Consider the following 13,807-nt stretch of genomic DNA (forward strand, 5'->3'; position numbering starts at 1 on the left):
TTATGAAATTAAACGAGCTTTTGGGCATTGAGTTTCCCTTTATTCAGGGCGGTATGGCCAACATCGCCACCGCCGAGTTTGCCGCTGCGGTCTCCAACGCCGGAGCCCTGGGCCTGATCGGTGCCGGCGGCATGTCCCCCGAGGTGTTCCGGGACAGCATCCGCCGCTGCCGCCAGCTCACTGACAAGCCCTTCGGCGTGAACATCATGCTCATGCACCCCCAGGTGGAGGAGCTGGCTGCCATCGCCGCCGAGGAGAAGGTGGCTGTGGTCACCACCGGCGCGGGCGACCCCTCCCGCTTTATCCCCGCCTGGAAAGAGGCGGGCATCAAGGTCTTCCCCGTAGTCCCCGCTGTGGCTCTGGCCAAGCTGGTGGCCAAGCGCGGTGCCGACGGCGTGATCGCTGAGGGTACCGAGAGCGGCGGCCACGTGGGCGAAACCACCACCATGGCTCTGGTGCCTCAGGTGGTGGACGCGGTGGACATTCCTGTTATTGCTGCCGGCGGCATTGCCAGCGGCCGCCAGCTGCTGGCTGCCTACGCCCTGGGCGCCATCGGCGCTCAGGTGGGCACCTGCCTGCTGGTCAGCGAGGAGTGCCCCATCCACGAGAACTACAAGAAGGCCGTTCTGAAGGCCTCTGACCGCTCCACTGTGGTCACCGGCCGCTCTGTGGACGCCCCCGTACGCTGCCTGCGCAACCAGATGACCAACGAGTACATCGCCAAGGAGCGGGAGGGCGCCGACCGCATGGAGCTGGAGCACTTCACCCTGGGCGGCCTGCGCCGTGCCGTGTTCGACGGCGACGTGAAGACTGGCAGCGTCATGGCCGGTCAGGTGGCCGGTATGCTCCACGAGATCAAGCCTCTGCGCCAGATCTTCGAGGAGCTCCAGGCCGGCTGCGAGAAGCGCCTTGCCGAGCTGGAGAAGTAAGATGCGCATCGGAAAGCATGAACTGGCCCTGCCCATCCTCCAGGGAGGCATGGGTGTGGGCGTGTCCATGGGAGGACTGGCCGGGGCGGTAGCCGCCTGCGGCGGCATGGGCACCGTCAGCACCGCCGATGCGGGCTATCTGGAAGCCGATTTTGCAAAGAATCCCTTTGAGGCCAATCTCCGGGCTCTCCGGCAGGAGATCGGCAAAGCCAAGGAGATCGCCAAAGGCGCTGGAATGGTCGCGGTCAACGCCATGGTGGCCACTGTCCAGTACGCCGACGCGGTACGCACTGCCGTAGCCGCCGGTGTGGACGCGGTAGTGTCCGGAGCGGGACTCCCCCTGGACCTGCCCGAACTGGTAGGCGAGAGCGGCACTGCCAAGGCGCCTATTGTCTCCTCTCCCCGGGCAGCCAAGCTCATTTTAAAGACCTGGGACCGCAAGTACCACACCACCGCCGATTTCATCGTGCTGGAGGGTAAAGACGCGGGCGGACACCTGGGCTTTGACGAGGAACAGCTGAAAGCTGGAAGCTGTCCCACGCTGGAGGAACTCCTGCCCGGCGTTCTGGCTGAGGTTCGTCCCTACGAGGAGAAATACGGCCACCCCATCCCCGTCTTTGTGGCGGGCGGCGTGTACACCGGAGCCGACCTGGCCCGGTACACCAAGCTGGGAGCCGCGGGCGTGCAGCTTGCCACCCGCTTTATCGCCACCTACGAGTGCGATGCCTCCCAGGGCTATAAGGACGTACTTCTTGAGGCCAAAGAGAGCGATCTGGCCATTATCCACAGCCCGGTGGGCATGCCTGGCCGTGCGGTACGCACTCCCCTGGTGGAGCGGCTGGAGCATGGCCTGCGTCAGGCTCCCACCAAGTGCTCCCAGTGCATCAAGGGGTGTGCCCCTGCCAAGATTCCCTTCTGCATCACTCACGCTCTCATTGAGGCGGTGAAGGGCAACCGGGAGGAAGGCCTGTTTTTCAGCGGCTCCAACGTGGAGCGGCTGGACCGGATGGTCCATGTCCGGGACATCATGGACGAACTGATGAATGAATGGAGGGTTTCAACGTGAAACTTGCCTTTTTGTATGCCGGCCAGGGCGCCCAGCATGTGGGCATGGGCCGTGACCTGTATGAGATCTACCCCGCCTTCCGCCAGGTGCTGGACAGCGCCCCGGTGGACTTCGACCTGAAAAAGCTGTGCTTTGACGGCCCCGAGGACCAGCTCAATGACACCCGGTACACCCAGCCCTGCATGGTGGCCTTTGCCGCCGGTGTTACCGCCCTGCTGCGTGAGGCGGGTATCACCCCCGATTACGCCGCTGGACTGAGCCTGGGCGAGTATTCCGCCCTCCAGTGCGCTGGCGTCTTTGACGCCAAGACCGCCATTTCCCTGGTAGCCTTCCGCGGCCAGGCCATGGCCGATGCCGTTCAGGGCCGTCCCTGCGGCATGGCCGCGGTGCTGGGAATGGACCGGGATGCCCTGAAGGCCGTGTGTACCGAAGCCAGCGACGCTGGCGTGGTGGAATGCACCAACTTCAACTGCCCCGGACAGATCGTCATCTCCGGCGACGCTGCCGCCGTGGACAAGGCGGGCGAGCTGGCCAAGGCCGCCGGAGCCAAGCGGGTGCTGCCCCTGAAGGTGAGCGGCCCCTTCCACACCTCCCTGATGGCTCCCGCTGGGGACGCCCTCCGGGAGAAATTCCAGAGCGTGGACTTCGGCGCCATGGAGATTCCCGTCCTCTTTAACTGCCTGGGCGACCTGAAGGGCGAGGCGGACACCATTCCCAACCTGCTGGAGCAGCAGGTCCAGTCCAGCGTCTATCTGGAGGATACCATTCGCCGCCTGGGTGAGCTGGGCGTGGATACTGTGGTGGAGATCGGCCCCGGCCGCACCCTGTCCGGCTTTGTGAAGAAGACCGTAAAAGGAATCAAATGCTATCCGGTGGAGACGGCCGAGGAGCTTCAGGCCGCTATCGCCGCCCTGATAGGAGAGTAAGTCCATGAGCTTAACTGGAAAAATCGCTCTGGTCACCGGCGGCAGCCGTGGCATTGGCCGTGCCATCTGCCTGGAGCTGGCCCGTCAGGGCGCCAACGTGGCGGTGAACTACGCGGGCAACTCCGCCGCCGCCCAGGAGACCGTCGCTGCCTGTGAGACCCTGGGTGTGCAGGCCATCGCCATTCAGGCCAACGTGGCCGACCCCCAGGCCTGCCAGGACATGGTAAAGACCGTTCTGGATACCTTCGGCCGCATCGACATTCTGGTCAACAACGCCGGCATCACCCGGGACGGTCTGACCCTGCAGATGAAAGAGGAAGACTTCGACGCGGTGCTGGACACCAACCTGAAGGGCGCCTTCTGCTGCTGCAAGGCCGTCTACCGCCCCATGATGCGCCAGCGTTCCGGCCGCATCATCAACATGAGCAGCATCGTGGGCCTGCGGGGCAATCCCGGCCAGGCCAACTACTGCGCCAGCAAAGCGGGCCTGATCGGCCTGACCAAGTCCCTGGCCAAAGAGCTGGCTGCCCGGAAGGTCACCGTCAACGCTGTGGCCCCCGGCTTTATCGACACCGATATGACTGCCGTGCTGTCTGAGCAGGCTAAGGAAGCCATGCTCTCCACCATCCCCATGGCTAAGCTGGGCCAGCCCGAGGACGTGGCTCACGCGGTAGCCTTCTTCGCCTCCGACGAGGCCGCCTACATCACCGGTCAGGTGCTGTGTGTAGACGGCGGCATGGCGGTTTGACCGCAGAAAGGATGCTAACTATGGAAAAAAGACGCGTTGTCATCACCGGCATCGGCGCGGTCACCCCTCTGGGCAACACCGCTGCTGAGAGCTGGCAGGCCGTCAAAGACGGCGTGTGCGGCATTGCTCCCATCACCCTGTACGACCACAGCAATCAGAAGGTCTCTCTGGCTGCTGAGGTAAAGAACTTTGATCCCACCGTGGCTCTGGACAAGAAAGAGGCCCGCCGGATGGACCGCTTCACCCAGTTTGCCGTCACCGCCGCCGTAGAGGCGGTTCAGGACAGCGGCCTGAACCTAGAGCAGGAGGACACTGCCCGCTGCGGCGTGTCCGTCTCCAGCGGCATCGGCGGCATCGCCACCATCCAGTCCTCCTGTGAGGCCGGCAATGTCCGCGGCTTTGACAAGGTCTCCCCCTTCTTTATCCCCATGTCTATCACCAACCTGGCCGCCGGCCATATCGCCATCCGGCTGGGCCTGCACGGCATGTGCATCTGCCCCGTGGCCGCCTGTGCCGGCGGCAGCAACGCGGTGGGCGATGCCTTCCGTCACATCCGGGACGGCTACGCCGAGGTGATGCTCTCCGGCGGCGCCGAGGCCTCCATCACCCCCCTGGCCATGGGCGGCTTCACCTCTATGAGCGCACTGACCACTGCCAGCGACCCCAACCGCGCCTCCATCCCCTTTGATGCCGAGCGCAGCGGCTTTGTTATGGGCGAAGGCGCCGCTATCCTGGTGTTGGAGGAGCTGGACCACGCTCTGGCCCGGAACGCCAAGATCTACGGCGAAGTGGTGGGCTACGGCGCCACCTGCGACGCCTATCACATCACCGCTCCCGATCCCAAGGGTACCTGGAGCGCCGCCTGCATCCAGCAGGCTCTGGCCGACGCAGACATGACCCCCGAGCAGGTAGACTATGTCAACGCCCACGGCACCTCCACTCCCCTCAACGACAGCGGCGAGGCTGCTGCCATTCACCAAGTTTTCGGCGACCACGCCAAGAATCTGATGGTCAGCTCCACCAAGTCCATGACCGGCCACCTGCTGGGCGCCAGCGGCGCGGTGGAGGCCATGTTCTCCGTGCTGGCGCTGAAGGACGGCTATGTCCCCGCCACTATCAACTATCAAGTGCCCGATCCCGCCTGTGACCTGGATATCGTCCCCAACGAGGGCCGTCAGGCGGATATCAAGGTGGCCATTTCCGATTCTCTGGGCTTTGGCGGGCACAACACCTGCCTGGTCTTCCAGAAGTGGGAGGGTTAAGAGATGCAGCTGAATATTGAGCAGATCATGGAGATCCTTCCTCATCGTCCTCCCTTCCTGCTGGTGGACAAGATCACCGACTGTGAGCCCGGCGTGAAAGCGACCGGCATCAAATGTGTGACCATGAACGAGCCCTTCTTTGTGGGTCACTTCCCCGGCAAGCCCATCATGCCCGGGGTACTGATCCTGGAGGCTCTGGCTCAGACCGGAGCCGTGGCCGCCCTGTCTCTGCCCGAGAACAAGGGAAAGCTGGCCATTTTCGGCGGCGTGAAGAACGCCCGCTTTAAACAGCCGGTTCTCCCCGGCGATGTGTTGGAGCTCAGCTGCGAACTGGTGGAACAGCACGGCCCCATCGGATTCGGCAAGGCGGTAGCTAAGGTGGATGGCAAGATCGCAGCCCGCTGCGAACTTACCTTTGTGATCCAGTAGCGGTTGCTTTCCACCTGTAAGTTTGCTATATTGGAATCACTTTAGAACGTGCAGGAGGAAGTGTCATGCTGGACGAGTCATTCAACCGCGTGTATACAAAATTTAAGCTCCATTTCTACCGGGCGGTCTTTTCCCGCTTTCAAACCCGGGAGGCCAGTCTGACCACGGTGGAGACCTTTTGCATGGAGATCATCAATGCCCTGGGACACCCCACCATCGCTGAGTTCTCCAGCTTTGTAAACATCTCTCCGCCCAATGCCGCCTATAAGATCAACAGTCTCATCCAAAAGGGATACATTACCAAGGAGCAGTCTCCCGATGACAAGCGGGAGTATCATCTGTCGGTAACGCAAAAGTATATCGACTACTACAATGTGAGCTACCGCTATCTCTCTACCGTCATGGACCGGATCAAAGAGCGCTTTCCTGCCCAGGACGTGGAGAAGCTGGAAGAGATGCTCAACATTATCTCGGATGAGCTGATGCCCGAACTGAATCAGATCCCCTCTCACGAAAATTAACCACCGCGGTGCGGCAGCAGAACTTTGCTGCCGCACCGTTTTTTGTCTGCTTTCATGGCTTTTTCCACATTTCAAGCTGTGTTTGTGCAAAACCGCCCTTGTATCGGCGGGACAGATGTAGTATCCTGTAAGCAAACCTTTTTTCTCCCGTTTTGAAAGGAGGGGTGGACTTGACCCAATTTCTCGACAGTCTTCAGGCCGGCATACTCGCCCTGCGGCAGCTGCCTGCAGACTACCCTCAGGCTTTCGCCTGGTACACCCTGATTTTGCGCTTTCTCTTCCCCCTGCTGGCTCTGGCCATGCTGGTGCGCATCATTCGCTCCCTCATCAAGGCCTCTCCAAAGCCAGAGGTCTGGGCCTATCTGTCCCTGCCAAACGGAGCCAGTGAGCCCCTGACACACTGGGAAAACATCCTGGGCCGGGCAGGAAGCTGTGACGTAGTACTTAACTACCCGGTGGTCTCCCGACAGCATGCCGCCCTCATCCGCAGCGAAGATGACAGCTGGACGGTATACGATCTGGGTTCCAAGAGCGGCGTCACGGTAAACGGAACTCCTGCTGATCCTGCAGGCTCTTCCGTCTCCTTCGGCGATGTACTGAGCATGGGCGGCGTGGAAACCGTATTGCTCCCCGTCCCCGATCAGGAGACCAAGCACCGGCGCAAAACCGACACCAAGCCGGTCTCTCCCTGGGGTTCTCTGATTTTACTTACTCTTTTCCAGGTTCTGACTGCCTTGCAGTTTCTTTTCTCCGGTGATGAAGAGCACATGCTGCTGGTTCCCGGCTCCTTTTTGTGCCTGGCTGCGGTAATGTGGCTGTACTGCATCACCATGCGCGCGCTGGGCCGCATTGGCTTTGAAATCGAGACCGTGGCCTTTTTCCTGTCCACGCTGTCCCTCTCCGTCACCTCGTCCTCCGCGCCCAGTGCAGTACCCAAGCAGTTCCTCTCTATGGTTCTGGGCCTTATCTTCTTCCTGATTCTGGGGCTGTTTCTCCGGGATCTGGAGCGGGTAAAGAAGATCCGTTGGCTCATGGCCGCCGGAGCCATCTTCCTTTTGAGCCTGTCTCTCGTCCTTGGCAAGGTGAAATACGGTGCGGCCAACTGGATCAGCATCGGCGGATTCTCCTTCCAGCCTTCGGAGCTTGCCAAGATCTGCTACATCTTTGCCGGAGCCGCCACCCTGGACCGGCTGTTCCGCAAACGAAATCTGGGGTTGTTCATTGTCCTGACCGGCGCCTGCATGGGCTGCCTGGCCCTGATGAGTGACTTTGGCACCGCCGCCATCTTCTTTGTTACCTTCCTGGTGATCGCCTATCTGCGCTCGGGCGACTTTGCCACCTTGTCTCTCATCTGCGGCGGCGCGGTATTCGGTGCCTTTACCCTGGTGAGCATCAAGCCCTACATTCTGCGACGCTTTGCGGTCTGGGGCCACGTGTGGGAACAGGCCTCCGACGGAGGCTTCCAGCAGACCCGCACCATGTCCGCTGCCGCCTCGGGCGGTCTCATCGGCGTGGGACCGGGAAACGGCTGGCTCCACCGCGTGTCTGCCGCTGACACCGATCTGGTGTTTGGCATGCTGTGTGAGGAGTGGGGCCTTATCATCGCGGTACTGTCGGTGCTGTGCATTGTAGCTCTGGCGGTGTTTGCCGTGCGATGCTGCCGGGCCGGCCGCTCCAGCTTTTACTCCATTGCCGCCTGTGCCGCCACCAGCCTGCTGGTCTTTCAGACTACGCTGAATGTGCTGGGCTCGGTGGATATTCTGCCTCTTACCGGCGTCACCTTCCCCTTTGTCTCCAACGGCGGCTCCTCCATGCTCTCTTCCTGGGGCATGATGGCCTTCCTGAAGGCCGCCGATACCCGCAGCAATGCCAGCTTTGCCATCCGCGCGCCTAAGCTTCACGGTCCTCAGTGGCTTGGAAACCTGGGTCCCCAGAGCAGAGCCCCCCGAAAGGAGGTCTCCCGTGAAAAAGATTGAAAAACGCACCTTCGTCTGCCTGGCCCTCACCTTACTTCTGCTTCTGGGTCTTGGGCTGTTTGTCCTGCGCTTTTTCCTGAAGGGTGGCGATTGGGCCTCCTTTGCCGCCAACCGGCATCTCTACAACTCCAACGGCTCCCTGGCAGTCGGCCGGGTGCTGGACCGGGACGGCGACGTACTGTCCTGGGTGGATGAGTCGGGCAACCGTCAGTACTATGAAAACGCCACTGTGCGAAAGGCTACCCTTCATGCAGTGGGTGATCTCTCCGGCTCCATCGGCACCAGCGCCCTGGTTGCCTTTGCCGACCAGCTCTCCGGCTATAACTTCCTCACCGGAGCCGACAACCCCTTCGGCCAGGGCAACGACCTCTATCTCACTCTGGATGCCCGCCTCAACTATATTGCCTACCAGGCGATGAACGGCAAGAAAGGTGCGGTGGGTGTGTACAACTATGAGACCGGTGAGATTTTGTGCATGGTCTCCACCCCCACCTTTGATCCGGCCAATCCTCCCACCATCGAAGATGGGGACCCTGAGTACGAAGGCGTCTACCTTAACCGCTTCCTCTCCGGCACATTTACTCCCGGCTCGGTATTCAAAACCATCACCCTTACCGCCGCCATTGAAAACATTCCCGATCTGTTCTCCCGCTCGTTCACCTGTACCGGTTCTACCACGGTGGGCGGGGAGGAGATCACCTGTCCCTTCGCCCACGGAGAAATGGATATCAACTCCGCCCTGGCCAATTCCTGCAACGGCGTTTTTGCCCAGCTGGCCACAGAACTCGGCGCCGAAACCATGAGCAAATATGTGGAAAAAGTAGGGATCCTGGACAGCTATTCTGTGGATGGCATTGCCACCGCCAAGGGTAGCTTTGATCTCACCGGTGCCAGCACCAGTCAGATCGGCTGGTCCGGTGTAGGCCAGTATAACGACCTGGTCAATCCCTGCGCCATGATGGTGTGGATGGGCGCCATTGCCAACCAGGGAAAGACTGCCGTGCCCTATCTGATTTCCAAAACCGAGGGGGACCTTCCCCTTCCTTTCCTACCTCACTTTACCAAGAAGACCGATCATCTCATCGATGCTGACACAGCTCAGGTTGTGGGTGATATGATGGCCAACAATGTACGGGAAACCTACGGCAGCAGCCGCTTCCCCAACATGGACATCTGTGCCAAGTCCGGTACCGCCGAAGTAGGCGGCGGCAAAAAGCCGAATGCCTGGTTTGCCGGCTTCCTGCGCAACTCCGACGCCCCCTACGCCTTTGTCGTGGTCCTGGAGGAGGGCGGCAGCGGCGCCAATGCAGCAGGCAATGTGGCCGCTCAAGTTCTGGACGCTCTGGTCAACGGCTACTGATACGTGCTCTGTCTGCAAATACCCCCGAAGGATGTTTCCTTCGGGGGTATTTTGTATTTTATCTAAAAATATCTTGCAATTTTCATATCCGATCCAATGCTCTGTGGGGTATGGTTATAGTAAGAATCATACCCGGGCTGTCCTGTCCCCAGGCAGAGAAAATCCGTTCACCTGCCTCTTACAGTCCGGTTTATCCGATGGAACCAGTAGGAAAGGAGTCTGCCCGATGTCCACTCGTACCGATGCCCAACAAATCATTCAAAGCGCTCTGGCCGCCTGTCTGCCCGATGCAGCCGTACGCCGCGCCCTGGAGGGCAAAGAATTTTCCGGTGGTCGGATCTATCTGGTCGCTGCCGGAAAAGCAGCCTGGCAGATGGCTCAATGCGCTGCCCAAATGCTGGGAGACCGCCTCACCGCCGGCGTGGTGGTCACCAAGTACGACCACAGCAAGGGCGAAATTCCCCGCTGCACGGTTTATGAAGGCGGTCACCCCGTCCCGGATGAAAATTCTTTCCGCGGCACCCGGGCCGCCATGGATCTGGTTCAGAATCTTACTGCAGAGGACACTGTGGTCTTTCTGGTCTCGGGCGGCGGCTCTGCCCTGTTTGAAAGTCCCCTGGTCCCCGGCGAGGATCTGGCTCGGCTTACCAAGGATCTGTTGGCCTGCGGGGCAGACATTGTGGAGATGAACACCCTGCGTAAGCGTCTCTCCGCAGTCAAGGGCGGCAAATTTGCCCAATTGTGCGCCCCCGCCCAGGTGTACGCCATCGTTCTGTCTGACATTCTGGGCGATCCTCTGGATATGATCGCCTCCGGACCTGCTTATCCCGACAGCTCTACCCGGGAAGATGCCTGGGCCGCTGTGGAAAAATACAACCTCTCCCTCACCGACGAGATGAAGGCTCTGCTGGATGTGGAGACTCCCAAGCAGCTGGACAATGTGGAGACTGTCATCACCGGCAGTGTGCGGGAATTGTGCGCCGCGGCCGCTCAGGCCTGCCGGCAGCTGGGGTATGAGCCTACCGTTCTGACTGACCGGCTGTGCTGTCAGGCCAAGGAGGTCGGCTCCTTCCTGGCCTCCATCGCCAAGAGCCACGAAGATTCCGATCATGCCCTGGCCTTCCTGGCTGGCGGCGAGACAGTCGTCCAGCTCACCGGCTCCGGTTTGGGCGGCCGGAATCAGGAGCTGGCTCTGGCTGCTGCACCCGGGATCGCAGGTATGAAGGATACCGTGGTCTTCTCTCTGGGTTCTGACGGCACAGACGGCCCCACCGACGCCGCCGGCGGCATCGTAGACGGAGACACCATGCAGCGTCTTTCCGATGCCGGACTATCTGTTCATCAGGTTCTGGCCGACAATGACGCCTACCACGCCCTGAAGGCGGTGGACGGACTGCTGGTCACAGGCCCCACAGGAACCAATGTGAATGATGTATCCGTTGTATTGCTCAAACGTTGATTCTCCTTCTCTATCATAAGCAGAAAGACGCGGCCGAGGCCGCGTCTTTCTGCTGTTCAAAACAATAAAAAAGTTCGCCGCAAGCGTTTTACGCTTGCGGCGAACTGGCGCAGAAGGGGGGATTCGAACCCCCGCACGGTTTTACCCGCCTACTCCCTTAGCAGGGGAGCCCCTTATAGCCACTTGGGTACTTCTGCAAGTGCTATTTATCCTAAAACCTATGTTCCGAAAAAAGTGGCGGAGAGAGTGGGATTCGAACCCACGGCTCTTGACGAGTCACCGGTTTTCAAGACCGGCTCCTTAAACCACTCGGACATCTCTCCTCATCTTTTTCAATCAGAGGCGAATAAGATAATACCACATAGAACCCCTTTTGTCAATCCCCCAGAACCAGCTTTCCGAAAAACAATCGTTTTTCTTTTACAGGTGCTTCAGCGACGCAGCTTCCGCCACCCGCTCCTGGCTTTCGATCACACCTTCAGGATCCAGATTGCAGACCTCAGTAAATAAGAGATCCAGCACAAACAGCTGTGCCATACGGGCGGTGACAGAACCTACCTGCAGCGGTCCCTCATTGGAGCCGCACTGCAGCACCAGATCCGCCAGCTGTCCGCCGGGCGACTTGGGGAAGCGGGAAACCAGGATCACCTTGACCCCCATAGGCCGGGATACCGCCAGCACATCCTGCAGTTCCCGAGTAGACCCGGAATAAGAGAAAAACAGCACCACATCTTCCTTGGACATCAGGGCAATGCTGTTGAGCTGAAAATGGGAATCAGAAATAAAGGCAAACTTGGAGGAGATGGTGGAAAACAGGGTCCAGGCCTCCTCTGCCAGCACCATGGAGCTTCCCTGTCCCATGCAGATCACCCGGCGTGCAGAGTGAAGCAGCTCTGCTGCCTGGCGCAGCTGGTCCCCATTGATCAGCTTCACGGTCTGCTCCAGAGCCGAGATGTTCTCCCGCAGTCTGCGGCGGCACAGCAAATCAAAGGCTGTATTGTCTTCCGGTTGAGAGACGATGGCCTGACTCTCCGCCGTCGTATTGCCAGCTCTGGCTGCCATCGAGGCCTTGGCCAGCTCCAGCTTGAACGCATTGTATCCTCCCACACCCAGCCGGCGGCAGAACCGGGAGATGGTGGCATCCGCCACCTCGCATTCTTCTGCCAACTCAGATATGGACATGTACTGCGCGTCAATGCGGTGGGACAATACATAGTCGGCCACCTTTTTTTCTGAATTTGTCAGCTGGAAATATTGACTGCTGATCGTCTCAAAAACGTCCTGGGTGGTCATACTTGTCTGGACTCCTTTCGATGATGCTGATCGGAAAAAAACCAGTCTGTTACATAGACTTTTGTGCCTCTTTGTCACATCGTCCGGTTTTCTGTACCTTCCGTCTTTTTGTTTACATAATTTTTTGTCTTTTTTCGATTTGAAATTCAATCCCCTATTTCAGGAAAGAAAAGGCTTATTTTTAAAAAAAATCTGATTTTCGAAACTTTTATCGAAAAACAGAGGTTATGAAAATTATTTTCATCTTGATAATTTGTCTAAAATTTTTTTCGATTTTAGATGACAAGTACATATTCTCATGATAAAATGAGTTTACATCTTAAAAGGAAAAAATACGGTTTACGGAAAATCATTTCTTCTCCCCAGCCTACTTTTCCCTTGTTTTTTCATTATAGCTTTCCCATGGAAAATCCGCAACGAATTTTCAAAATTTTTTTCAAACCAGGAGGCGTTTGTCATGAATCGCTACGGAATCCAGTTTCAGGTTAAAAACAGCCCCAGCTTAGATCCCGAGTTCATGCCCATTCTCAAATTCAACCGCGCGTTCCTTCAGAGTGCTAAGAAGCCCGTTTCCTTCGCGGTGGAGCGCTCCAATGGCCAGGTAGCGGTGTGCAATACCTTTATCCATGGCACCCCCGAGATGCGTGAGGCTGACCACTACTATGCCGACCGGCTGGTCAAGTCCATGCTGTGGCTCCAGGGCGGCTTCAAGGTCTATGTCAGCGGCGATGAGGACGTGTATAACTACCTGAAGGAGACCTTCTCCCTCACCGGCAAGCGGGCTTTTGATGCCGACTTTATGGCCGGCGTGTATGAGCACCCCTTCGAGGTCGTCTTCTGCGACAAGGTACCCGAGGAGAAGGGTGCTTCCCAGGCCATCGGCCGCCACATGGACGGCTGCCGCATCGGCTTTGACGCCGGCGGAAGCGACCGCAAGGTGTCCGCTGTGATCGACGGCGAGAGCGTCTACTCCGAGGAGGTCGTATGGTTCCCCAAGACCAACTCCGATCCCGACTACCACTATGACGGCATCGTAGCCGCCTTCAAGTCCGCCGCTGAGAAGATGCCCCGCGTGGACGCGGTGGGCGTGTCCTCCGCCGGTATCTACATCGACAACCGCACCATGGTGGCCTCCCTGTTCCTGAAGGTTCCCAAGGAGCAGTTTGACGCCAAGGTCAAGGACATCTATATCCGCGCTGCCCGTGACGTGTTCGGTCCTAACATCCCCCTGGTGGTGTGCAACGACGGTGACGTGTCCGCTCTGGCCGGTGCTATGGGCCTGGGCGAGAACAACGTGCTGGGTATCGCCATGGGCACCAGCGAGGCCGTGGGCTACGTGGACGAGCACGGCAACATCACCGGCTGGCTCAACGAGCTGGCTTTCATGCCTGTGGACGCCAACCCCGACGCCATGGAGGACGAGTGGTCCGGCGACATCGGCTGCGGCGTGAAGTACTTCTCTCAGGACGGCGTCATCAAGCTTGCTCCCCGTGCCGGTATCCAGCTGGATGAGAGCCTGTCTCCCGCTGAGAAGCTGAAGGTTGTCCAGAAGTGCATGGAAGAGGATCAGGAGGGCGCTAAGGAGGTCTACCGCTCCATCGGCACCTATCTGGGCCATGCTCTGGCTTACTACTATGATCTCTACCACTGCAAGCACGTGCTGCTGCTGGGCCGCGTCATGTCCGGCAAGGGCGGCGACCTCATTCTGGAGGAGGCCAAGCGCGTGCTGGCGGACGAGTATCCTGAGTGCAACGGCAAGCTGTTCCCCTCTCTGCCCGACGAGAAGACCCGCCGGGTAGGCCAGAGCGCCGCTGCCGCTTCTCTGCCGGAGGTGTAAT

12 protein-coding genes and 2 tRNA genes are annotated in these 13,807 nt (G+C 59.2%); 11 read left to right on the top strand and 3 right to left on the bottom strand.

The features are described 5' to 3' along the window. Positions 1-2 precede the first annotated feature (2 nt). From ACEVJL_RS13420 to ACEVJL_RS13465, 10 genes are all read left to right on the top strand, one after another. Positions 3-929, top strand: coding sequence for a nitronate monooxygenase (locus tag ACEVJL_RS13420; protein ID WP_374738139.1), 927 nt, complete (start codon positions 3-5; stop codon positions 927-929). A 1-nt stretch (position 930) separates the two neighbouring features. Beyond that, positions 931-1,995: an NAD(P)H-dependent flavin oxidoreductase gene (locus tag ACEVJL_RS13425; protein WP_235398444.1), complete on the top strand. Its 1,065-nt coding sequence runs from the start codon at positions 931-933 to the stop codon at positions 1,993-1,995. Then, on the top strand, positions 1,992-2,921 hold the full coding sequence (gene fabD, locus ACEVJL_RS13430) for an ACP S-malonyltransferase (RefSeq protein ID WP_374738140.1): 930 nt from the start codon (positions 1,992-1,994) through the stop codon (positions 2,919-2,921). The genes ACEVJL_RS13425 and fabD overlap by 4 nt, the downstream gene beginning before the upstream one ends. A gap of 4 nt (positions 2,922-2,925) precedes the next feature. Beyond that, a complete protein-coding gene (gene fabG, locus ACEVJL_RS13435; RefSeq protein ID WP_374738141.1) occupies positions 2,926-3,669 on the top strand; it encodes a 3-oxoacyl-[acyl-carrier-protein] reductase in 744 nt (247 codons plus the stop codon). A gap of 20 nt (positions 3,670-3,689) precedes the next feature. Further along, positions 3,690-4,931: a beta-ketoacyl-ACP synthase II gene (gene fabF, locus ACEVJL_RS13440; RefSeq protein ID WP_374738142.1), complete on the top strand. Its 1,242-nt coding sequence runs from the start codon at positions 3,690-3,692 to the stop codon at positions 4,929-4,931. Between the two features lie 3 nt (positions 4,932-4,934). Beyond that, entirely contained in the window at positions 4,935-5,360 is a 426-nt protein-coding gene (fabZ, locus tag ACEVJL_RS13445) for a 3-hydroxyacyl-ACP dehydratase FabZ (protein ID WP_008979935.1), read from the top strand. Between the two features lie 65 nt (positions 5,361-5,425). After that, entirely contained in the window at positions 5,426-5,881 is a 456-nt protein-coding gene (locus ACEVJL_RS13450; RefSeq protein WP_008979934.1) for a MarR family winged helix-turn-helix transcriptional regulator, read from the top strand. A 164-nt stretch (positions 5,882-6,045) separates the two neighbouring features. After that, the gene (locus tag ACEVJL_RS13455; RefSeq protein ID WP_368076365.1) at positions 6,046-7,857 is read left to right on the top strand and encodes an FtsW/RodA/SpoVE family cell cycle protein; all 1,812 of its coding nucleotides are present in this window, start codon (positions 6,046-6,048) and stop codon (positions 7,855-7,857) included. Then, positions 7,844-9,217, top strand: coding sequence for a penicillin-binding transpeptidase domain-containing protein (locus tag ACEVJL_RS13460; RefSeq protein ID WP_374738143.1), 1,374 nt, complete (start codon positions 7,844-7,846; stop codon positions 9,215-9,217). Before ACEVJL_RS13455 ends, ACEVJL_RS13460 begins: the two co-directional genes overlap by 14 nt. 226 nt (positions 9,218-9,443) lie before the next feature. After that, entirely contained in the window at positions 9,444-10,676 is a 1,233-nt protein-coding gene (locus ACEVJL_RS13465; protein WP_374738144.1) for a glycerate kinase type-2 family protein, read from the top strand. A 105-nt stretch (positions 10,677-10,781) separates the two neighbouring features. Here ACEVJL_RS13465 and ACEVJL_RS13470 read toward each other — a convergent pair. The 3 genes from ACEVJL_RS13470 to ACEVJL_RS13480 form a co-directional block, all read right to left on the bottom strand. Continuing rightward, a tRNA-Ser gene (locus ACEVJL_RS13470) sits at positions 10,782-10,873 on the bottom strand. A 38-nt stretch (positions 10,874-10,911) separates the two neighbouring features. Further along, positions 10,912-10,999, bottom strand: a tRNA-Ser gene (locus ACEVJL_RS13475). 97 nt (positions 11,000-11,096) lie between these two features. Then, on the bottom strand, positions 11,097-11,969 hold the full coding sequence (locus ACEVJL_RS13480; protein ID WP_008979930.1) for a MurR/RpiR family transcriptional regulator: 873 nt from the start codon (positions 11,967-11,969) through the stop codon (positions 11,097-11,099). A 457-nt stretch (positions 11,970-12,426) separates the two neighbouring features. Between ACEVJL_RS13480 and ACEVJL_RS13485 the strand changes: the two genes are divergently transcribed. Next, positions 12,427-13,806: an ROK family protein gene (locus tag ACEVJL_RS13485; RefSeq protein ID WP_374738145.1), complete on the top strand. Its 1,380-nt coding sequence runs from the start codon at positions 12,427-12,429 to the stop codon at positions 13,804-13,806. The last annotated feature ends 1 nt before the right edge of the window (position 13,807 follow it).

It is taken from the genome of Flintibacter porci, from assembly GCF_041925195.1.
Classification (GTDB): domain Bacteria; phylum Bacillota; class Clostridia; order Oscillospirales; family Oscillospiraceae; genus Lawsonibacter; species Lawsonibacter porci.